Origin of the sequence: Paenibacillus lacisoli, assembly GCF_030580655.1 — a bacterium.
Classification (GTDB): Bacteria; Bacillota; Bacilli; order Paenibacillales; family Paenibacillaceae; genus Paenibacillus; species Paenibacillus lacisoli.
In genome coordinates, this window is record NZ_JAUQTB010000003.1 from 369,608 (window position 1) to 388,877 (window position 19,270).

Sequence of the window (19,270 nt, forward strand, 5' to 3'; positions counted from 1 at the left end):
GTCAAAAGAAGCCGTCAGCGGATGCGTTTCCACTCATGCTGAAGCATCCCGTATACGGCATGGTTGACATAACCCTGAGGCAGCTTCTCCGCTTCGCGGATGACGCCTTCCAGAACAAAGCCGAGCCGTTCCGGGATACCTCGGCTGCGGCGGTTGCCTGTCGCACAGCGGATCTCTACCCGGTGCAGATCCAGATCAAGCAGCGCATAATCAATAAAAGCGCGGCAGGCACTTGTCATCAGCCCTTGGCCCTCATAACCCCGGCCGAGCCAATAGCCGATACTCACAGAGCGGTGGTTCCAGTCGATGGCATGCAGACCGATCACTCCAGCCAGCTCATCATCGACCCAGATCCCGGCCGTAACTGCCCCATTGCTGGCATACTGGTTCATCACACCTCGGATATATTCCGCTGTATGGGACATCTCGGTGGTGGAATCTACCCATGGCAGCCATTGGCGCAGCCGGTCACGGGAAAGTTCCGTTAATTCAAACAGAGGCTGTGCATGCTCGTGGGAGAGCGGACGGAGAACAATACGTTCATCCAGAGCGTATGTAAACATCAATGATTCCTCTCTTTCCATAATTAAGGATGCTTCATTTATGTCATCTTGCTATATGCTACCTCATATTGGAAAAACCGTCAAAACCCGTGACAGACGCCGATTGACCTTACTTAAGGCTTGTATTCCATGTGATCCATGGTAAATCCGTCCTGGCTGTACTTATAGGTCAAGACAAGATCGCCGACAAATTCGGAGGGGGTAATGGAGCCGGACAATACGGCCTGAATCTGTCCCTGCTCATCGATGCTGAAGACGGTGTAGGAACTGAAATCGACTTCATGTGCAAATTGAGCCGGATCGTCATAGAAATCACTAAGGGGCTTTTGCTGCTTCTGCTGACTTCCATGAAAGCTCACGGTGATCAGGACACTTGAATCCGAGATGTTGACTGTACTGCTTAGCTGGCTCTTGCGGAGTGCATCCGCAGGCTGCTCAACAGGATATTCCTTCATCGTGTTCGGATTGATCAGATGGAGCTCCTGCTTGTTGATCCCTGTGCCCGAACCGAGCGTAACAATTACAGCAGCCTCCGGCTGTCCGTCCCCGTTCAGATCACTGTAATAGAGCTGGGGTGCCAGAGCAGGATCACTCGGTACATTCCAGTCAAATGCTGCATGCTTGCCGTTCGCCGCCAGAACCACTTTCGAATACTGTCCATTTTGTTCTTCGCCGCTGTAATATAGTTTGACATTCTGGTCTTCCGGAGCCTCGGCAATGACATGCTGCGGATTCAGCACAGCTGTTCCAGAATAGGGCAGGAACAAGGACACCAGGAAGGCGACAAGCATATTAATCATGTAAATAGAGCTCCTTTCTTCATGATTTTCAGCATTCACTGCTCATTAACTTAACTATATAGTAAATCATCGGGAAATGCGTCGAACTTTTTAACTAGACATTTCGCAAAAAAACCTAATTTAATGAAAGTAGTCTAAAAGTCAGGGTGTTTTCCATCGAAATAAAGGCCTAGAAAGAGCAGATTGTAAGAACTGCCTTCTTTTATTGAACAATATGGTGCTAAAGAGTATATTAGAGAGAAACGCGTTTATACAGAGAATAGGACCGTGCTCTAAGACCTGGCATCCACAAGCTGCTGCAGTGTCTTGAGAAAGGACGGAAGATTCCACCTAAAGGAAAGGTTGAGATCCGTGACGAAATTCAGTACCCCCCCTAATTTTATCAAAAGTATAATCGAAGAAGATCTCCGTAACGGTAAGGTTAAGGAAGTCGTAACCCGTTTCCCGCCGGAACCGAACGGTTACCTGCATATTGGACATGCGAAGGCGATCTGGATCAACTTTGCAACAGCCTCTGAATTTGGCGGCAGAACGAATCTGCGCTTTGATGACACCAACCCTGTCAAGGAAGATCAGGAATATGTAGATTCCATCAAGGAAGACGTCAAGTGGCTGGGTTATGAATGGAATGAAATGCGCTATGCCTCGGATTATTTTGAAGAAATGTACAACCGCGCGGTCATGCTCATCAAGAAAGGCAAAGCCTATGTCGATGATCAAAGTGCGGAAGAGATGCGCGAAATGCGTGGTACATTGACGGAGCCGGGCACTAACAGCCCCTACCGGGACCGCAGCGTAGAGGAGAACCTGCAGCTGTTCGAAGAGATGCGTGCAGGCAAGCATCCGAACGGAGCAAAAGTGCTGCGCGCGAAGATCGATATGGCGTCACCCAATATTAACCTCCGTGACCCTGCGATCTATCGGATCTCCCATGCGCATCATCATAATACCGGCGATAAGTGGTGCATCTATCCGATGTATGCCTTTGCCCATCCGATTGAGGATGCCATTGAAGGGGTTACCCATTCCCTCTGCTCTCTGGAGTTCGAAGATCAGCGCCCGTTCTATGATTGGGTTATTGCCGAGTGTGAGATGGAAAGCCAGCCGCATCAATACGAATTTGGCCGCCTGAACCTCGCTCAGACGGTAACGAGCAAGCGGAAGCTGAAGCTTCTGGTGGATGAAGGCCATGTCGATGGATGGGATGATCCGCGGATGCCAACCATTTCCGGACTGCGCCGCCGCGGCTATACACCGGAAGCGCTGCGCAATTTTGTCTATGAGACTGGAATTTCCAAAGCCTACGGCGAAGTAGACCTGCAGGTGCTGGAGCATTTCATCCGGGAAGATCTGAAGCTGAAGGCACCGCGTACGATGGCTGTATTGGACCCGTTGAAGGTGGTTATTACCAACTATCCGGAGGGCGAAGTCGAATGGCTTGAGGCGGAGAACAATGTGGAGAATCCTGAAATGGGTAACCGCCAGATTCCATTCTCCCGCGAGATCTATATCGAACGTGAGGATTTCATGGAGAATCCGCCGGCGAAGTACTTCCGTCTGTTCCCTGGCAACGAAGTGCGCCTGAAGCACGCCTATTTCATCAAATGCAACGAAGTGATTAAGGATGAGAACGGGGAAGTGGTGGAGATCCACTGCACATATGATCCTGAAACCAAGAGCGGCACTGGCTTTACCGGCCGTAAAGTGAAGGGCACCATTCACTGGGTTGAAGCGACCCAGGCGGTGCCTGCTGAATTCCGTCTCTATGAGCCGCTTGTGAACGAAGAAGCAGCAGATGCCGGAGAAGATGCCGATGCACCGGCCAAAACATTCCTGGATGAGCTGAATCCGAACTCCTTGGAAATTGTGCATGGCTTTGTGGAGAAGAACATGATGGAAGCGAAGCCGCAGGACAAGTTCCAATTCTTCCGTCACGGCTACTTTAATGTCGACACGAAGTTCTCGAAACCCGGACATCCGGTGTTTAACCGTGTTGTCTCACTGAAGAGCTCGTTTCAGCTTCCCAAACAAGGGTAAAAGATAGTAGATAACTGTATAGGTTTTACCAGGAGGAGTCTGCCACCAGCAGGCTTCTTTTTGCTTTTTTTAGGTCATAATATGAATATTAAGACATAAGGAGGACGTATGGGACAGCAGGCGATTATCGCAATTATCGTATTTTTAGTTATTTACGCACTTATTATTTCGGAGAAAATTCACCGTACGATCCTTGCCATGCTGGGAGCTATTCTGATGGTTGTGCTCGGAATCGTCACTCAGGAGAAGGCGATCGAGCATATTGATTTTAATACGCTTGGGCTGCTGATCGGAATGATGATCATCGTAAGCGTTACTGCGGAGACCGGACTGTTCCGTTATGTGGCGGTCTGGGCGGCCAAGAAGGTGAAGGGGGAGCCCATACATATCATGGTGGTCCTCGCCATCATTACAGCCGTGGGCTCGGCTTTTCTGGACAATGTTACGACGGTGCTGCTGATCGTGCCGGTGACCTTTAGTATTACAAGACAGCTCAAAGTGAATCCAATCCCGTTCCTGATCACACAGATTCTGGCCTCGAATATCGGGGGGACCGCGACGATGATCGGCGATCCGCCGAACATCATGATTGGCAGTGCCGTGAAAGAATTGACGTTTATGGCATTCATCAGTAATCTGGCGCCAATCGCCATCCTGATCATAGCCGTGAATATTCCGCTCTTCATTCTGCTGTTCCGCAAGCAGATCAAGACGAGTGACGAGCTGAAGCAGGGCATTATGGATATGGATGAAAAGACCCTGATCAAGAACCGGCCGCTGCTGATCAAGAGCCTGAGTATTCTGCTGCTCACGATTATTGGTTTCTTCCTGCACCAGCTGCTCCATCTTGAATCAGCAACTGTTGCACTGGCCGGAGCATTCCTGCTGCTGCTTCTCACCGGGGAACATGTGATGGAGGAAGCACTGACACGGGTGGAATGGACAACGATTTTCTTCTTCGTAGGTTTGTTCGTACTGGTATCCGGGCTGGTGGAGACAGGGGTCATTGAGCAGCTGGCCGAGAAGGCGGTTGATCTGACCGGCGGGGAGCTGGTCGCAACCTCCATGCTGATTCTCTGGCTGAGTGCGATTGCTTCTGCTTTCCTCGATAATATCCCGTTCGTGGCAACGATGATTCCAATGATCCAGGATATGGGGAACATGGGTGTGGAGAATCTGGAGCCGCTGTGGTGGAGTCTGGCACTGGGCGCATGTCTGGGCGGTAACGGTACACTGATTGGCGCGAGTGCCAACCTGATTACAGCGGGTCTGTCCGCCAAGGAAGGGTACCCGATTACCTTTATGAAATATCTGAAATACGGCCTGCCTTTCATGCTTTTGTCTGTTGTGCTGGCCAGCGGATACATTTATTTGCGGTATTTGATGTAAATAAAGAACACAAGCAGGCATGGAATTTATTCCGTGCCTGCTTCTTTGCTTCCCGGCAGTGGAGGCTGATAGATATGGACCCGAAGCAGATACCAGATGACGGCAAAACCGCCGGCTGCACACAAGGCGAAGATCATGCACATTTTGTACATTATTTGGGCACCGAAACTCTGGAACAGCCAGCCTCCGATCAAAGTACCTAGCACGCCAGAGAAGCCGCTCCATACGAGGACGAAGATAGCCTGCGCTGAGGCGCGGAACGGGCGGGGAATCAGGAGCAGCGCAAGCTGGCTGCCTGCATAATAGAAGCCGCCGAGCGTCAATGACTGAAGCAGCTGTACCCATAAGGTTTGCAGCGGTGTGACTGCTTCGGCCATCAGCTCCCAGCGCAGGGCCGACATCAGGCAGAAGCACGCCAGCGCGGCGAAAAGAACCGTGATTTTATGCTTCAGATACCGTCTGTAAAGCTGAAAGGCCGCGACCTCAAGCAGAGAAGGGATGAGAATGGCGATCCCAACCATGGTTTTGGTACCACCCAATTCGATCATATAGAGCGGCAGAAAGGCAGTATTGATAGTTAATGTAACGGTCATCGTCATTCCAAGCAGAAGGAAGGCGATAAAATAGCGGTTCGTGACCGAGCTGCGGATCCCACGCAGGGTGATGACAGCTTCCTGATCCCGGCCGGTTAATCGCGGCAGCATGGAAGTGGCGGCGATGGAGCCCAGGAGCAGAAAGGTCAGGATGGTTGGCATCTCCACCATACCCAGCTTGTCCATCAGCACACCTGCTGCTGCAGCTGTTACACCGCCCCCGGCGGAAGCCCACAGACGGTAAGTACTGTAAGACTGGCCATGCTGCGAGGTGTACCCCATCACGAGACTGCCGCTTTGTGTGAGGAGAGGGGTAAGGACAAAATAGAGCAGAACGGCCGACCAGGTCATCGCCTCATACGATGAGCTGCCGAACATCAGCTGGGCAAACAAAATGGTGAGCACGATCATAAGAATCATAAGACGTGACAGATGCTGGGAGCGCATGCCTGCAATCCGCCAGAATGGATGGGCCGCCAGAGATACGATGGAACCCAGGGCAAGCAGGCTGCCGATATCGAACTTGTTCATGCCAATTTCCTGCAGATATAATGGGAAAAAGCCGATGAAAACGGACAATGCCCCGTATATAAAGAAAACGTGCAGCTTCAGGGGAATCCATGAAGCCTGCCGCTCGGGAAGTTGTTGCAAATGACAGCATTCCTTTCCAGACCGAATGGTGATGCTGGCTGAGGGAGACATGGCCTCCTGAATTCAGCGCTCCATTTCAATGTATCATGTGTTGGAAGGGGATACAAACCATTAACAGGACTTAATTCCAATTATATGGGAAAAAAGGTAGGGCTCTGATGATTAGAACGGTAACAAAAGGGGGGACCTTCAATGAAAATAACGGGTGCCATACTGGCTGGGGGAAAGTCCTCGCGAATGGGAAAGGACAAGGGGCTTCTGCCGCTGGAAGGCGGCACGGTGATTGACCATTTGCTGCAGCAAATGGAACCGGCCGTCAAGGAACGGCTGATATCGACGAATGAGCCGCAGGCGTACGCTTTTACAGGAATGCCTCTGATTACCGATAACACGCCAGGCCTGGGGCCGCTATCAGGAATACAGGCTATCCTGCAGCATTGTGCCGCAGCGGACGACTGCTGGTGCTTGGTGACTGCATGTGACATGCCTCTGGCTGACACAGGGCTGTACAGGGCGCTGGCTGCCTGTGCAGAAGAAGCCGGGCGGCAGGGGATGAACGCGGTTATTCCGGTCATACAAGGACGCATACAGCCGCTGCCGGGTATATACCATCCATCTGCTGCTCTAACGCTGAACCGTCCTATTCAGGAAGGCCGACTGAAGTTGATGGACTGGCTGGGAGAGCTTCAGGTGCTGTATGTCGATGATGAGACTCTGCGTTCTTATGGGGTGCATCATCCCGAGCGATTATTTTTTAATATGAATACACCTGCGGGCTATGCGTATGTGCTTCGAGAGCTGCAGGAATGACAGCAAGACCCACCGTCTGCCCGTAAGGGTCGGACAGGTGGGTCTTGTTATGAAGCATAGATGTTTTAAAATTAGAAACAAGAATCTAGTTTTTCGTCTGCAGAGATACCAGGGATTCAATGAAAGCCTTGAGCTCGCTGCTGACTTCGTTCAACCGTTCAATCGTGTCACTGAAATCGGTCATCAGCTCGACCTGACTGCTGCTTGAGTTTGTAATGCTGGTAATATCGCGTTCCATCTGCCGGATCGACAGCTGTACGTTCCCGAGGGAATGCTCAATATTCTGGGTCGCTTCCTTCGTATGTACAGACAGCTTGCGCACCTCGCTGGCCACGACGCCAAATCCCGCCCCGGCCTCGCCGACACGTGCAGCTTCAATGGCTGCATTCAGTCCCAGCAGATTCGTCTGTTCGGAGATTTCCTTGATAAAGGAAGTAACTTTGTTCACATCCTGTGAATTGGCTACGGCCTGGCGGCTGTTGTCCAAAACCTGGGTTGAGGCGGCTGTCAGCTGCCGGGATTGGGCGGCCACACTCTGTACCATATCCAGCAGCTGGCTGCTGATAGTCTCAATGCTGGACGTCAGCTGCTCGAGCTTCTCTTCATTCTTCAATGTGTAGGCTACAGCCAGTGTGCCAATGACCTGACCTTCCGCATCCTGGATCGGCATGGCAATGGAATCCACAGGGTATCCGTAAATATCAGCGGGTATCCGGTTAGCGGTAGTTTGTCCACGAAGTGCATTGTTCAGGGAGCGGTCATCCGGCGGGATCGGATCTCCTTCCCTGACACCAAGGTCCAGGTCGCTGGAGGGTGCATAGTAGCGGAACTCTTTCAGGTCCGTGACGCCGATCATAATGTCTTCTTTGGAAATGGTGCGAAAGTAAGGTGAAGCAAGAATAAGGGCCTGAAGGGTATCCATGGGTGTGTCATCTCCTAATGATGTTTACAAATTGGTCAAGATTAGCCCCCGATTTGAGACATTCGGCGAACCGTGGGCGTGTGGCTTTGTGTCTTCTTCTCCAGAGCGAGTGCCATTTCGTGGTTTTGGGGTTTCGTACCCAGCGCCTGCAGGAACAAGGCACGGATCGCAGCCGGGTCATGAACGACACGTCTTACATTATATTCATCGGACCAATAGAGGCAGGATTTAATATGTCCGTCAGCGGTCAAGCGAAGCCGGTTGCAATTGTCGCAAAAATGCTCACTGACCGGGTGAATAAGCCCGAACGTGCCCGCAGCCCCTACCACTCTGCTATTCTGGGAGGGTCCATTGCCGGAAGGGCCGGAGGTCTCTTCAACATCCCAGCCCTCTGTACGGCAGACGTCCAGAACGGTGTCCAGCGGCAGATAGGACTGGCGCCAGGCGTCGCTTGCACTGCCGATAGGCATATATTCAATGAACCGGACATGCAGCGGCTGATCGAGCGTGAGTGCGATAAAATCACGGATTTCATCGTCATTAATGCCTTTCATCAGCACCACATTCAGCTTAATCGGGCCAAGCCCTGCTTTACGGGCAGCCTCTATACCTTGAAGAACCTGCTGGACATCTCCGCCGCGCGTAATCATCGCAAAACGGTCGGCGTGCAGGGAATCGAGGCTAATGTTGATGCGATTCAGTCCGGCATCCTTAAGCCGTTGTGCCTTCTTAGCCAGCAGTAATGCGTTGGTTGTGAGCGAAATATCCTCAATGCCCTCAATGGCTGAGATCATCCCGACGAGCTTCTCAATATCTTTGCGGACCAACGGTTCACCGCCGGTTAGTCTGACCTTGCGGATGCCCATCGGAGCCAGCTCTCGCAGAACAGCGGTGATTTCTTCATAACTCATGATCTTGTCGTGTGGTTCAAACTCCATGCCTTCTGCCGGCATACAGTAGATACAGCGGAGGTTGCAGCGGTCGGTGACGGAGATCCGAATATAATCGTGTATCCGTCCGAACGAATCCTGTAGCAGTTCCATCCTGAAACGCCCCCTGTCAAAGATTTGTCTGAATCTATTCTATAAGCCTGCGGCTGATGATCTTAACGGTTATTAGACAGTATAATGGAAATTGATTCAGATGGCGCGTAATGTGAGGTATTTTATTGCGAAAAATATTAAATTGTGCTGGGTCGCAGGCAGAAAAAAATGATGAATTTCGATAAATAAAAGATAGAAAGCGCTTGCAAAATAAGGTATAATCATCGTACCGGTTCCCGTTTCCCCCTAAGAACAGGTCCGGAGCCATTGACTGTTCCTCGCTTCGAAGCGGTGAGGAGCAGTCCTTTTTGCGGTGCTGGTTCAAAGCTCATCTTCGGCCGGCTCCGCACAGACAGATACATAGGTTCCATAGAAGAGAAGAAGCTCCCGGGAGAAATCCCGGGAGCTTCTTCATCATTATTATTCAGTTTAGTCCTCAATCCGCTTGCGGCGGAACTTGGACAGGAATTCATAAACGACAGGTACAATGACCAGGGTCAGCAGGGTAGAGCTGACGAGACCGCCGATAACGGTAATACCGAGTCCCTTGGAAATAATACCTGCGCTCTGTTCAAATCCGAGCACAAGCGGCAGAAGAGCACCGATGGTTGCCAGCGCGGTCATCAGGATTGGACGCAGGCGGGTCGCTCCTGCCTCCAGGAGGGCCTCTCTTGTGCTGAGTCCTTCCTTCTCCTTATGAATAACACGGTCGATCAATACGATGGCATTCGTAACGACGATACCAATCAGCATGAGCGCGCCCATCAACGCGGATACATTCAGCGTCTCGCCGGCAATGGCCAGACCCACCATGGCACCGATGACGATGAACGGCAGGGAGAACAGGATGGCGAATGGCGCGAGGCCGCCGCCGAATGTCACAACGAGCACGAAGTAAACAATCGCAATGGCTGCCAGCATGGCAAGGCCAAGCTGTGTGAACGTCTCGTTGATCTGTTCGGTTACTCCGCCGAAGGTTACGGTTACGCCTTCAGGCAGATCCAGCTTATCGACCTTACTCTGCAGATTGGCCGATGCCTTCTGCACATCAGATGCAGTAATATCCGCTTTGACCTGTACAACCATTTTGCCGTCTGTACGCTGGATGGAGTCAGGAGATGTCCCTTTCTCTACCTTCGCCACTTCCTTAATTGGAATCTGCAGTCCCAGCGGACTGGTTACGGTCTGATTCTCAATATCCGTGATAGAGGTATAGGCTTTGTTATCCGTCTGGATATACACCTTGTATTCCTTACCGTCAACCTCAACATCTGTCAGGACAGGACGTTCACGTACGGGGCTAAGGACCATGGCCAGCTGACCCGCGGTAAGCCCGTAGGAGCTCAGCTTCTGCTGGTCTGCCACCAGCGTATATTGGTCATAAGAGGTGGACAGGCTGGTTTCGGCTTTCTCGAAGGACTGGGTATCTTCCTTCACGAGCTTCAAAATCTGATCGGCTGCCGGTTTGATCTGCTTCAAATTGTCGCCGAAGACACTTACATTCAGACTGCTGCCGCCCAGGCCGCCGCCCGAGAAGTTCATTTCGCTCCAAGTGCCTGTATTGACTTTCTGTTTCAGGCCCTCGATCAGTTTTTCTTTCACGGCATCGAAATCCTTGGTGCCGTCCTTGTACTCAATATAAAACAGGGCGGATTTCGATGCACCGGGATTCAGTGGATTGCTGCCGCCGACCGAGTACTGCATTTTCTCCACACCCGGCTGGTCCAGAATATATTTCTCAACGGTTAGAGCACGATCCTTCACATCCTGGAGACGGGCTCCCGGTTCCGGATTGTACGTAATTGTCGCATTTTTCTGTTCTTCATCCGGCAGGAAGCTGGCGCCAACGAAAGGATAAAGGAACAAGCTTCCTACGAGCAGGATAACGGCGATGGCCAGTGTTATCAGCTTATGGGACAGCGACCAGCGGAGGATCTTCTGATAGCCGCCTGCCATTTTACCCGGCTTCTCTTCATGGTTCTTCTTGTTCTTAAGTCCGCCGCGGAACAGGGAATGCGCCAGCATAGGAACAACCGTAATGGCCACCAACAAGGAGGCCAGAAGGGCAAACACCATTGTCAGGGCGAATGGCATGAACAGCTGCCCGACCATACCGCTGACCAGACTGAGCGGCAGGAAGACGGCGATGGTCACAATCGTGGAAGACATGATTGGCACGAACATCTCGCGAGTAGCCTCACGGATCAGTTCACGGCCTTTCAGCTTCTCATTCGACAGAGTCATTCGGCGGTAGATATTCTCAATTACGACGATGGAGTCATCCACAACGCGCCCAATAGCTACAGTCATCGCGCCAAGGGTCATAATATTCAATGTGACATCCATCAGGTGCAGCACCACCAGGGCAATCAGCAGCGATAATGGAATCGAGATGATCGAGATGATGGTGGAACGAATGTTGCGCAGGAACAGGAGAATAATCAATACAGCGAATATGGCGCCGAACAATGCCTTAAACAGCATCGTATGGACAGAGTCCTCAATCGGCTGTCCCTGATCGAGGAGGACATCCATGCTGATGTTCGGGAACTGCTTCTGCAGCTCTTCGCTTTTATCCTTGACCGCATTGACTACATCAACGGTGTTGGCATCGTTAGCTTTGACGATCTGAACCCCGATGGATTCCTTGCCGTTAGTGCGTGAAATAGACTCGGCTTGGCCAATCACTTCAATTGTGGCAATGTCGCTGAGTTTAACGGTCGGTATTCCTGCGCCCCCAGCAGCACTGCCCTGAGCTGCAGTTCCGGTGCTGCCTGGTACGGCGCCGGTATTAGCTCCGGCTGTGCCTGAAGGGGCTGCTCCCGTGCTGTTCTGGCCTGCACCGGCTCCCGGTACAACCGGAATAGTGAGATTCTTCAGATCATCCAGGCTGACGATATTCCCGTCGACTACAACGGCCTTCTGGGATTTATCGAGCTCGAACAGGCCCAGAGGCGCACGTACAGCGGAGCCTTGAACGACGCCCTTGACGGTATCTTCGGTAAGGCCCAGCTCTTTCATTTTGGCCTGGTCAAAGGTGAGCTGTACTTCCTTCATATACTGTCCGGATACCTGCACGGAGGCAACACCTGTGATGTCTTCCAGTGCCGGCTGGATATCGTTCTCTGTGATTCGGGTCAGATTCTCCAGGTTCTGATTCTTGTTATCCGATAGACTGAGCGAGATGACGGGAAAAGAGCTGAGACTGAACCGCGTAATCTGCGGCTTCTGCACGCCATCCGGGAGGGTAACATCATTCAGCGCTTCCCGCACAGTGGCTGTGGCGTTATCGAGGTTGGTCCCGTAGTCAAATTCCAGGGTGATATTCGAGGCGTTCTCCATGGAGGTAGATTGAACCTGCTTGACACCATCGATGTTGCCAAGCTTCTTCTCGAGCGGTTCGGTTACGTCCTTGACTACACCTTCCGGCGCTGCACCGGGATATACCGCGGAGACGCTTAGAAACGGCACATCAATGTTCGGGATAGTCTCCTGCTTCATGGCGAAGCCGCTGTACAACCCGGCGAAAGCGATGATGATCGTAAGAATCCAGATCGCAAACTTGTTATTCAATGAAAAATTAATAATGCTCTTCATCAGTAGGTTTCTTCTCCTCTCTGTAATACCTTTCTTCGTAGACAATCAGGCTTGGTTAGTTTAAATACAGACCAAACAGTTCTCGCAGCTCCGCGCAGGCCGGCTGCATGCTCTCCAATTCCTCCAGCAGATTCATCATGCCCAGCAGAACGACCTTGCGGGGCGGGGAATGAAGCAGCTCTTCCTCCAGCATGCGGATAGCATCCAGGGCATTTTCTGTTTTCGGCGGAGGCAGATCGGGTATGGAGCGAATCTGCTGCTTCATCTCCTTCATGATGACAAGAGGGTGACGGCGTGTATCATGCGGATCAGCGTTCTTATTCAGCAGATCCAGCCACTGTGACTCCGGCAGGAGGGGGGAGGGTCGGCGCCGCAGTACCGATTCGGCTGCGTCATCGAGCAGCTGCACAAGATGTGCTGCCATTTCCGGAATCCCAGGCTTCAGCATATCTCCCATCATCAGCCGGATGTAGGCGCTCAGTAATCCATCCATCACAAGTGACAGATCCAGCGTATAGGGGCTGATCTCTTCGCCATATAAGGCGATAACCTTGCTGCGGAACCAGCGCAGGGTATTGAGCTGAAAACGCAGCATCAGTTCCTTATGTAAGCCGTCATGTCCTTTGCCCGCCATTTCTTTCAGCAGCATCATTAAATATTCGCGCAGCTCCAGCACGTGGGAGAGAATGAGCTCCGTCTGCTTCTGCAGCATTTCCCGCGGAGGCAGTGAGGATTCCCGTTCTACTTTCATGATGTCATCCACCAAAGTCTGTGCACAATAGATGAGTATGTTCTTCTCCAGCTCTTCCTTGGATTTAAACTGCAGGTACAGGCTGCCTTTCGAAATCCCGCAGTATTCCGCAATTTCCTGCATGGATGTGCCGCTGGAGCCCTTGGACGAGAACAGCTGTATGGCTGTTTGAATAATCTGCTTCTGTTTATCGGTTAACGGGTGTACCAATCGTGCGGGGACCTCCTATCTGAACTTATCGGTTCTCATAATGACTTGGTAGTCAAAACCATTATATTACAATGGGCATGTCAGTTCAAATAAGCAGCAAAGCCGAGCGGCAGGCAGCACAAAAAAGGCGGCCTCAGCCGCCTTTGCGAGCAAACAATCTGATGTATATGCGAAGAGCATCTTGCTTGATCTCCGCACCGGCTGGCTAGGAAACCAGCTTTAGTCCAACCGCAGCGCCCAAAATCATGGCGATAAACAAGAGCCGCTTCCATTCCCGGGGCTCCCCGTACAAGAACATTCCGGTCAGTGTGCTTCCAACCGTACCAATGCCCGTCCACACTGCATAGGCTGTACCAATCGGCAGTGTCTGCATCGCATAAGAGAGCAGGGTAAAGCTGAAGCCAAAAGAAACAGCACACAGCAGGAGCGCCTTCCACCCCTTACCCATGGTCAATCCCTTAATGCCGATCACGCCAAAAATTTCACTGCTTCCTGCAATAACCAATGCAAGCCAGGCCATTATGCCATCCCTCCCTTGCCTTCGCTGCGGTCTCCGGTTTCATCACCGGAAACCAGTTTCAGCCCGATCACGCCGCACAGCAGAATAAGGATAAGCATCGTTTTGGACCAGCGGAAGGGCTCGCCGAAGAAGACCATTTCCGCGACTACCGTCCCGGCTGTACCAAGGCCTGTGAACACGGCATATACCGTTCCGACAGGCAGCCGCTTGGACGCCAGAATGATAAGCAGGAAGCTCAGGAGAATAGCGGCAAAAGTCCCGACCCACTCCCAAACGGTTGCCGAATGTTTCAGACCCGACACCCAGACGATCTCTACCAGTCCGCCGATAACGACATACCACCAGTTTCTATTCATTCCCGGCCGCCTCCAATCCTTTCCAGAAGATCGGCCATGCCGCTTCCAGTCTGCGGAAGTATGGCTTCGATCCCGCATAGAGCAGCTCAACGATAACTCCGTCGAGCAGGGTCATTAAGGCGATGGCTGCCTGCTGGGGGTCAAGCTGCCCGAGCTTACCCTCGGCGATCTCACGCTGTATGAGTCTGGTGATTCCGCGTTCGAGTCTATCAAGGAAAGGATAGACAATGTCCATGATCTCTCCCTGCAGCGAAGCAGGGGGGAAATAAGCAACCCGCAGCATGAACTTGGCTGCCGGATTGCTGCTGTACTCCTCATTGAGCCAGATGAGCAGCGCCTTCATCCTCTCCTGCAGAGGGGCCTCTCCCTGCTTGCGGAAAAGTTCGAGAAGGTTGCGCTGCTCCTGCTCGAAAGCGTAACGTACAACCTGGATGAACAGGTCCTCTTTACCTTTATAATGCGCATATATGGATGGTTTCTTGATGCCGGCCTCTTCGGCAATTTCCCGGAGGGAGGTTCCCTCATAGCCATGAGAGGCAAAATACATCAATGCCGCATCGCGAATCTGATCCGCACCCATGATGATCACCTACCTAACGTTCGTTAGGGAGGATTGTGTCACACTCCTTTGATGATGTCAAATCACTCTGCCTGTGTGCCAGGGCATAAATATACAGTTTCGGATAAGACCCTCCTTGTTAGCGAACAATATTAAAGTATGGGAAGATTCGCCATATTCATGTAATATATACATGATGCCAGCATCAGCTTTGGCTGGTGGTCCGGCTATAAGTTGTTCGGAAAGTAGGTCATACATGAGACGGATCCTTCAGGTTTTAATTATAGCGAGCATCATCTTCATTTTTTACTATTTCGGGCTGTTCAGCTTCCTCGGACGGAATGAAGGGACGATTGTCAGTATTTTCTCGACCCTGTCTGTTATCTCCATCAGCCTGATTATCTTCATGGAGAACCGCAATCCCTCTACCACGCTGGCCTGGATTCTGCTGCTGGCCCTGCTGCCGGTTGTCGGACTGCCGCTGTATTTTCTGTTCGGCCAGAACTACTTCAAGCGCCGCAAGTATGACAAAAAAGCCCAGATGGACCAGCAGGCGTATGAACGGATTGAGAACGATGCCCTGCATACGCGTCATGACCTGAGCCGGTTCAGCACAGCCCAGCAGCAGCTGCTTCGCCTCTCGCGGAGGCTGGCGCGCACACCAATCTCCTTTGCCTCGACATCAGAGGTGCTCAATAACGGGGAGGCTACCTTTTCCACACTGCTGGAGGAACTCCGCAAGGCGAAGCATCACATCCATATGGAGTATTACATCTACCGGGCTGATGAGATTGGAACCAGTATTCAGAAAATTCTGATTGAGAAAGCCCGGGCCGGTGTCAAGGTACGTTTTATGTATGATGCTGTCGGCAGCATGCAGCTGTCTCGCTCGTTCCTTAATGAAATGCGTTCAGCTGGTATTGAAGTTGTTGCCTATGGCGGTGCCCGAATCCTGTTCTTCTCCCGTCGTGTCAATTACCGGAACCACCGCAAGATCGTCGTTGTTGATGGAGATGTCGGCTTCATAGGCGGACTGAATGTCGGCGATGAATACCTGAGCAAGAGCAAGACCTACGGCTTTTGGCGGGATACGCACATGATCGTACGTGGAGAGGCCGTGCGTACACTGCAGATTATTTTTCTGCAGGACTGGCTGTATATGACCGGGGAAACGGTGCTGGAGCAGGAATATTTGTCTCCTGAACAGGAGCAGCACAGCGATGGTGCCGTACAGATTATTGCGAGCGGTCCCGATAATGAACGCCGGGCGCTCAAAAATATTTTCTTCTCGATGATTACATCTGCACGCAAGTCGGTGTGGGTAGCGACACCGTATTTCATTCCGGATGAGGATATTTTGACAGCGCTCCGTATGGCTGCTCTATCCGGCCTGGATGTGCGAATTCTATTCCCGGCCAAACCGGACAAGTGGCTGCCGTTTCTGGCCTCCCACTCGTATTTTCCTTCCCTTCTTGAAGTGGGAGTCAAAATTTATGAGTATGAGAAGGGGTTCCTGCATTCCAAGCTGCTCATTATTGACGGCGAGGTCGCTACCATCGGAACAGCGAACATGGATATGCGAAGCTTCCATCTCAACTTTGAGGTCAATGCATTAATGGTTCAGACAGACAGTGTGAAGGTCATTGCAGCCAACTTTGAACGGGATCTGCTGTCGGCCAATCTTATTTCCGCTGATGCAATGAAGGAGAAAAAGGTGATGAAGCGTGTGCTGGAGTCTGCCGCAAGGCTGATGTCGCCGCTGCTGTAACATCGGTATGACGAAGAGCGCAGCCATTGAGGGCGGCGCTCTTTTTTGGGTTATCCTGAATTGGGTAGTACCGGTGTCTAGAAGGTAGTGAAGCCGAGGATCGTCTGCAAGCGGTATGCCCAATCCTTGAGGAAGTTGGTCTTCTCCTGGTAAGCCGGCAGCTCCAGACTGAATTCGGCGCCTTTGTTGTTCCATAAGCGGTCAAAATAGTGCTCCAGATTCTGATCCAGCTCACTTCCTGACGGAGCCTGCACCCAAAGGTCGTTCTCCAGATTGTAGTTATTGAGATTGCGCGGGGTGAAGTTTGTGGACCCGCCCATCATGATGGAGTCCCCTCCGTGATGGCGAACGTACAGCAGCTTTGTATGATACTGTTCTTCCGTTGTGTTATACCATTTGACGGCAATTCGGCCGTTCGACTTGCTGTGCAGCTCGGAAGCTACAGGCCGGTTCGGGATACCGATCTTATCCTGGCCGAACGCGTTCTCATTCGGATCCAGCAGCACCCGGATAGCTGCCCCGCGCTCGGAAGCCTCGAGTAAGCCTTCGATGACCTTACGATCGGCCAGATAGAACATGCCCATATCAATCTGGTCGCCGGAGCCGGCTCCATGGATCGCCTCCAGTACCCGGTCATAGACTTTGCCTTCCGTCACATAGCGGATTTGATAGGCGCCTGAGGCGGTTGCGGCTGCTGGCTCGGATGAATACGCGGGAAGCTGACCGCCCCCCGAGAAGTCCAGCACGGCCTGTTCTGCCTTGAGGATGTCGCCAATCACTTCCCCGTGCACTTCGAAGGCAATATTGGAATGAAAGGCGCTGGCGTCATGGACATTCCCTGAGGAGATCAGCGCGGACTTTTCACTGGCAACCACTTTTCTGTGATTGGCTTTCACATTCATCAGCTTCAGATAGGATCGCATCGTAATATCAGGACCCTGGCTGGACATCAGATTCGGGATCCAGCCGTTTCCCGATTGGCCGAACCACTGGAAGAAGGTCCGCCATACCGCAGAATAAGCCGGTGTGGAATCACGGAGCGGATCAACATCTGTGATGACAACCCGTATACCGGCCTTTTTCATCCGCTCCAGCAGCGGGTTAGGGGCCGAATTGTAGTTCGTATTGATCTCATCGGTAATAAATACGATATCCATATCCGGGTGTGTTTTTTTCTTCTCGGTCAGGCGATTGGCCAGTCCGGCGCTCACCTGAGGAAACGTCTGGCCCTCATGTATGTAATCATTGAACAAAAACAGATCGATCACGATAAAAGATTCAGCTTCATCAACGATGTGAAGGATGCGGTTATAGATTTGCTGCTTCTGGGCCGTGCCCCCGGCTCCATTGGGATAGGTCAGATCCTGCAGGAAGGTGACCTGACTGGTCCGGTACACCGGGCTCTCATACGACACACCTTCGGGAAGAGGCTTATGGGTCTGATAGATCATAACAGCGATCAGCCAGAGCACGAGCAGTCCGAGACAGATGCGAAGCGGGGACAGAACGCGGTGGGTTTTCCCGGGCTTGCGCTTGGATGGGCTAGTTCGATTACGTCGGTTAGTTGACTGGAAAATAGGCACCGGGCTCTCCTCCTTTAGGGCTATCCACTATTAACACCCGATGCGGATCTGTGACGCAGCCGCTTCAGTTTAAGCGAATATTTGATACAGAACGAGGAACTTCATCGACAGTCTGATACAGGTTATGTATAATTAGTGTACTCATTTTGTATAAGGTTGCTGCCGCGAACGGCGGAGGGATTTGAGAAAGAGAGTGAGGCTAATCGTGTATTCCATCAAACAAGTATCAGCCATGCTGGATATTCCTACGGTTACCCTGCGCGCCTGGGAGAACCGCTATCAGGCTGTTGTTCCGAATAGAAGTTCGTCGGGATACCGTTCCTACAGTGATCAGGATGTGGAGGATCTCCGCTGGCTGAAAAGCCAGGTTGAGTCGGGTATGAGCATTTCTCATGCCGTACGCCAGCTTAGACAGCAAAGAGAAGAAGAAGCCTCAAGCCTGACCAGCATCATGGGTGAGACCGGCGTCGCCTCTGCGGAAGGTTATGCCAAGATGACGGATCAGCTTTACCAGACCTTATTTCATTTTCAGGCTGAACGGGCGAATACGCTGATTGATTTCGGTTTTACGATGTTCGGTTATGACGCGATGTTTTATCATGTGCTGGTTCCTGTGCTGATCCGGGTAGGGGATGCCTGGGAGAATGGACGGGCTTCCGTAGCCCAGGAGCATTTTATGACCCAGCTGATTTCGCAAAGGTTTTATCAGTTTTTCCACCTGTTCCCGATCTATCCGCAGCTGCCTAAAGTACTTGCGCTGTGCCCAGAGGGTGAACATCACCAGGTCGGGCTGCTATTGTTTGCGCTGTTTCTGCGAAAGAACGGGCTGGAGGTTCTGTATTTGGGAGCTAATACTCCGCTGGATGGTGTGCTGGAACTGATTCGCGACCAGGGGATTAACATGGTGTGCACTTCCGTGACAAACAAGGCCCTGGTTGAAAAGAATGATCATTTAGTGGATGAGATCAGCAGTCGTTTTCCGAAGATAAGGTTTGTCCTTGGCGGCAAAGCGTACGAGGATGACAGCACAACCCGTCACCGGAAATGGATGATGAAGATGCCGGCGGAGGAATGGCAGTCCTGGTTCGAGCGTGAGTATCTGGTGCAGTGAACATGAT

At 51.9% G+C, this 19,270-nt stretch carries 16 protein-coding genes; 5 read left to right on the forward strand and 11 right to left on the reverse strand.

Features of this window, described 5'->3' with window-relative positions:
- Window positions 1-14: 14 nt before the first annotated feature.
- Window positions 15-563: a GNAT family N-acetyltransferase gene (locus Q5741_RS08635; RefSeq protein WP_305023665.1), complete on the reverse strand. Its 549-nt coding sequence runs from the start codon at window positions 561-563 to the stop codon at window positions 15-17.
- Between the two features lie 113 nt (window positions 564-676).
- Complete coding sequence (locus Q5741_RS08640) at window positions 677-1,363, reverse strand: hypothetical protein (RefSeq protein ID WP_305023666.1); 687 nt, start codon at window positions 1,361-1,363, stop codon at window positions 677-679.
- A 351-nt stretch (window positions 1,364-1,714) separates the two neighbouring features.
- On the opposite strand from Q5741_RS08640, the gene Q5741_RS08645 reads away from it, so the two are divergent.
- A complete protein-coding gene (locus tag Q5741_RS08645) occupies window positions 1,715-3,400 on the forward strand; it encodes a glutamine--tRNA ligase/YqeY domain fusion protein (RefSeq protein ID WP_305023667.1) in 1,686 nt (561 codons plus the stop codon).
- A 108-nt stretch (window positions 3,401-3,508) separates the two neighbouring features.
- Window positions 3,509-4,789, forward strand: coding sequence for an ArsB/NhaD family transporter (locus Q5741_RS08650; protein WP_305023668.1), 1,281 nt, complete (start codon window positions 3,509-3,511; stop codon window positions 4,787-4,789).
- A gap of 26 nt (window positions 4,790-4,815) precedes the next feature.
- Here Q5741_RS08650 and Q5741_RS08655 read toward each other — a convergent pair whose 3' ends face one another.
- A complete protein-coding gene (locus tag Q5741_RS08655; protein WP_305023669.1) occupies window positions 4,816-6,033 on the reverse strand; it encodes an MFS transporter in 1,218 nt (405 codons plus the stop codon).
- A 192-nt stretch (window positions 6,034-6,225) separates the two neighbouring features.
- Between Q5741_RS08655 and mobA the strand changes: the two genes are divergently transcribed.
- Window positions 6,226-6,843, forward strand: coding sequence for a molybdenum cofactor guanylyltransferase (gene mobA, locus Q5741_RS08660; protein ID WP_305023670.1), 618 nt, complete (start codon window positions 6,226-6,228; stop codon window positions 6,841-6,843).
- Window positions 6,844-6,928: 85 nt separating this feature from the next.
- Here mobA and Q5741_RS08665 read toward each other — a convergent pair whose 3' ends face one another.
- The 7 genes from Q5741_RS08665 to Q5741_RS08695 form a co-directional block, all read right to left on the reverse strand.
- A complete protein-coding gene (locus Q5741_RS08665; protein ID WP_305023671.1) occupies window positions 6,929-7,765 on the reverse strand; it encodes a methyl-accepting chemotaxis protein in 837 nt (278 codons plus the stop codon).
- A 41-nt stretch (window positions 7,766-7,806) separates the two neighbouring features.
- Entirely contained in the window at window positions 7,807-8,808 is a 1,002-nt protein-coding gene (gene moaA, locus Q5741_RS08670) for a GTP 3',8-cyclase MoaA (protein WP_305023672.1), read from the reverse strand.
- A 429-nt stretch (window positions 8,809-9,237) separates the two neighbouring features.
- On the reverse strand, window positions 9,238-12,405 hold the full coding sequence (locus Q5741_RS08675; RefSeq protein ID WP_305023673.1) for an efflux RND transporter permease subunit: 3,168 nt from the start codon (window positions 12,403-12,405) through the stop codon (window positions 9,238-9,240).
- Window positions 12,406-12,460: 55 nt separating this feature from the next.
- Window positions 12,461-13,366 (reverse strand): TetR/AcrR family transcriptional regulator, encoded by a 906-nt coding sequence (locus tag Q5741_RS08680; RefSeq protein WP_305023674.1) that lies wholly within the window; start codon window positions 13,364-13,366, stop codon window positions 12,461-12,463.
- A 205-nt stretch (window positions 13,367-13,571) separates the two neighbouring features.
- Window positions 13,572-13,886, reverse strand: a complete 315-nt coding sequence (locus Q5741_RS08685) for a DMT family transporter (RefSeq protein WP_305023675.1) — start codon at window positions 13,884-13,886, stop codon at window positions 13,572-13,574.
- The gene (locus Q5741_RS08690) at window positions 13,886-14,242 is read right to left on the reverse strand and encodes a DMT family transporter (RefSeq protein ID WP_305023676.1); all 357 of its coding nucleotides are present in this window, start codon (window positions 14,240-14,242) and stop codon (window positions 13,886-13,888) included. Before Q5741_RS08690 ends, Q5741_RS08685 begins: the two co-directional genes overlap by 1 nt.
- On the reverse strand, window positions 14,235-14,822 hold the full coding sequence (locus tag Q5741_RS08695) for a TetR/AcrR family transcriptional regulator (RefSeq protein WP_305023827.1): 588 nt from the start codon (window positions 14,820-14,822) through the stop codon (window positions 14,235-14,237). The genes Q5741_RS08690 and Q5741_RS08695 overlap by 8 nt, the downstream gene beginning before the upstream one ends.
- 235 nt (window positions 14,823-15,057) lie before the next feature.
- Between Q5741_RS08695 and cls the strand changes: the two genes are divergently transcribed.
- Complete coding sequence (gene cls, locus Q5741_RS08700; RefSeq protein ID WP_305023677.1) at window positions 15,058-16,569, forward strand: cardiolipin synthase; 1,512 nt, start codon at window positions 15,058-15,060, stop codon at window positions 16,567-16,569.
- Between the two features lie 77 nt (window positions 16,570-16,646).
- Here the strand turns inward: cls and Q5741_RS08705 are convergent, their stop codons facing one another.
- Window positions 16,647-18,074, reverse strand: coding sequence for a phospholipase D family protein (locus Q5741_RS08705; RefSeq protein WP_305023828.1), 1,428 nt, complete (start codon window positions 18,072-18,074; stop codon window positions 16,647-16,649).
- Window positions 18,075-18,357: 283 nt separating this feature from the next.
- Between Q5741_RS08705 and Q5741_RS08710 the strand changes: the two genes are divergently transcribed.
- Window positions 18,358-19,263, forward strand: a complete 906-nt coding sequence (locus Q5741_RS08710; RefSeq protein ID WP_305023678.1) for a MerR family transcriptional regulator — start codon at window positions 18,358-18,360, stop codon at window positions 19,261-19,263.
- Window positions 19,264-19,270: the final 7 nt, after the last annotated feature.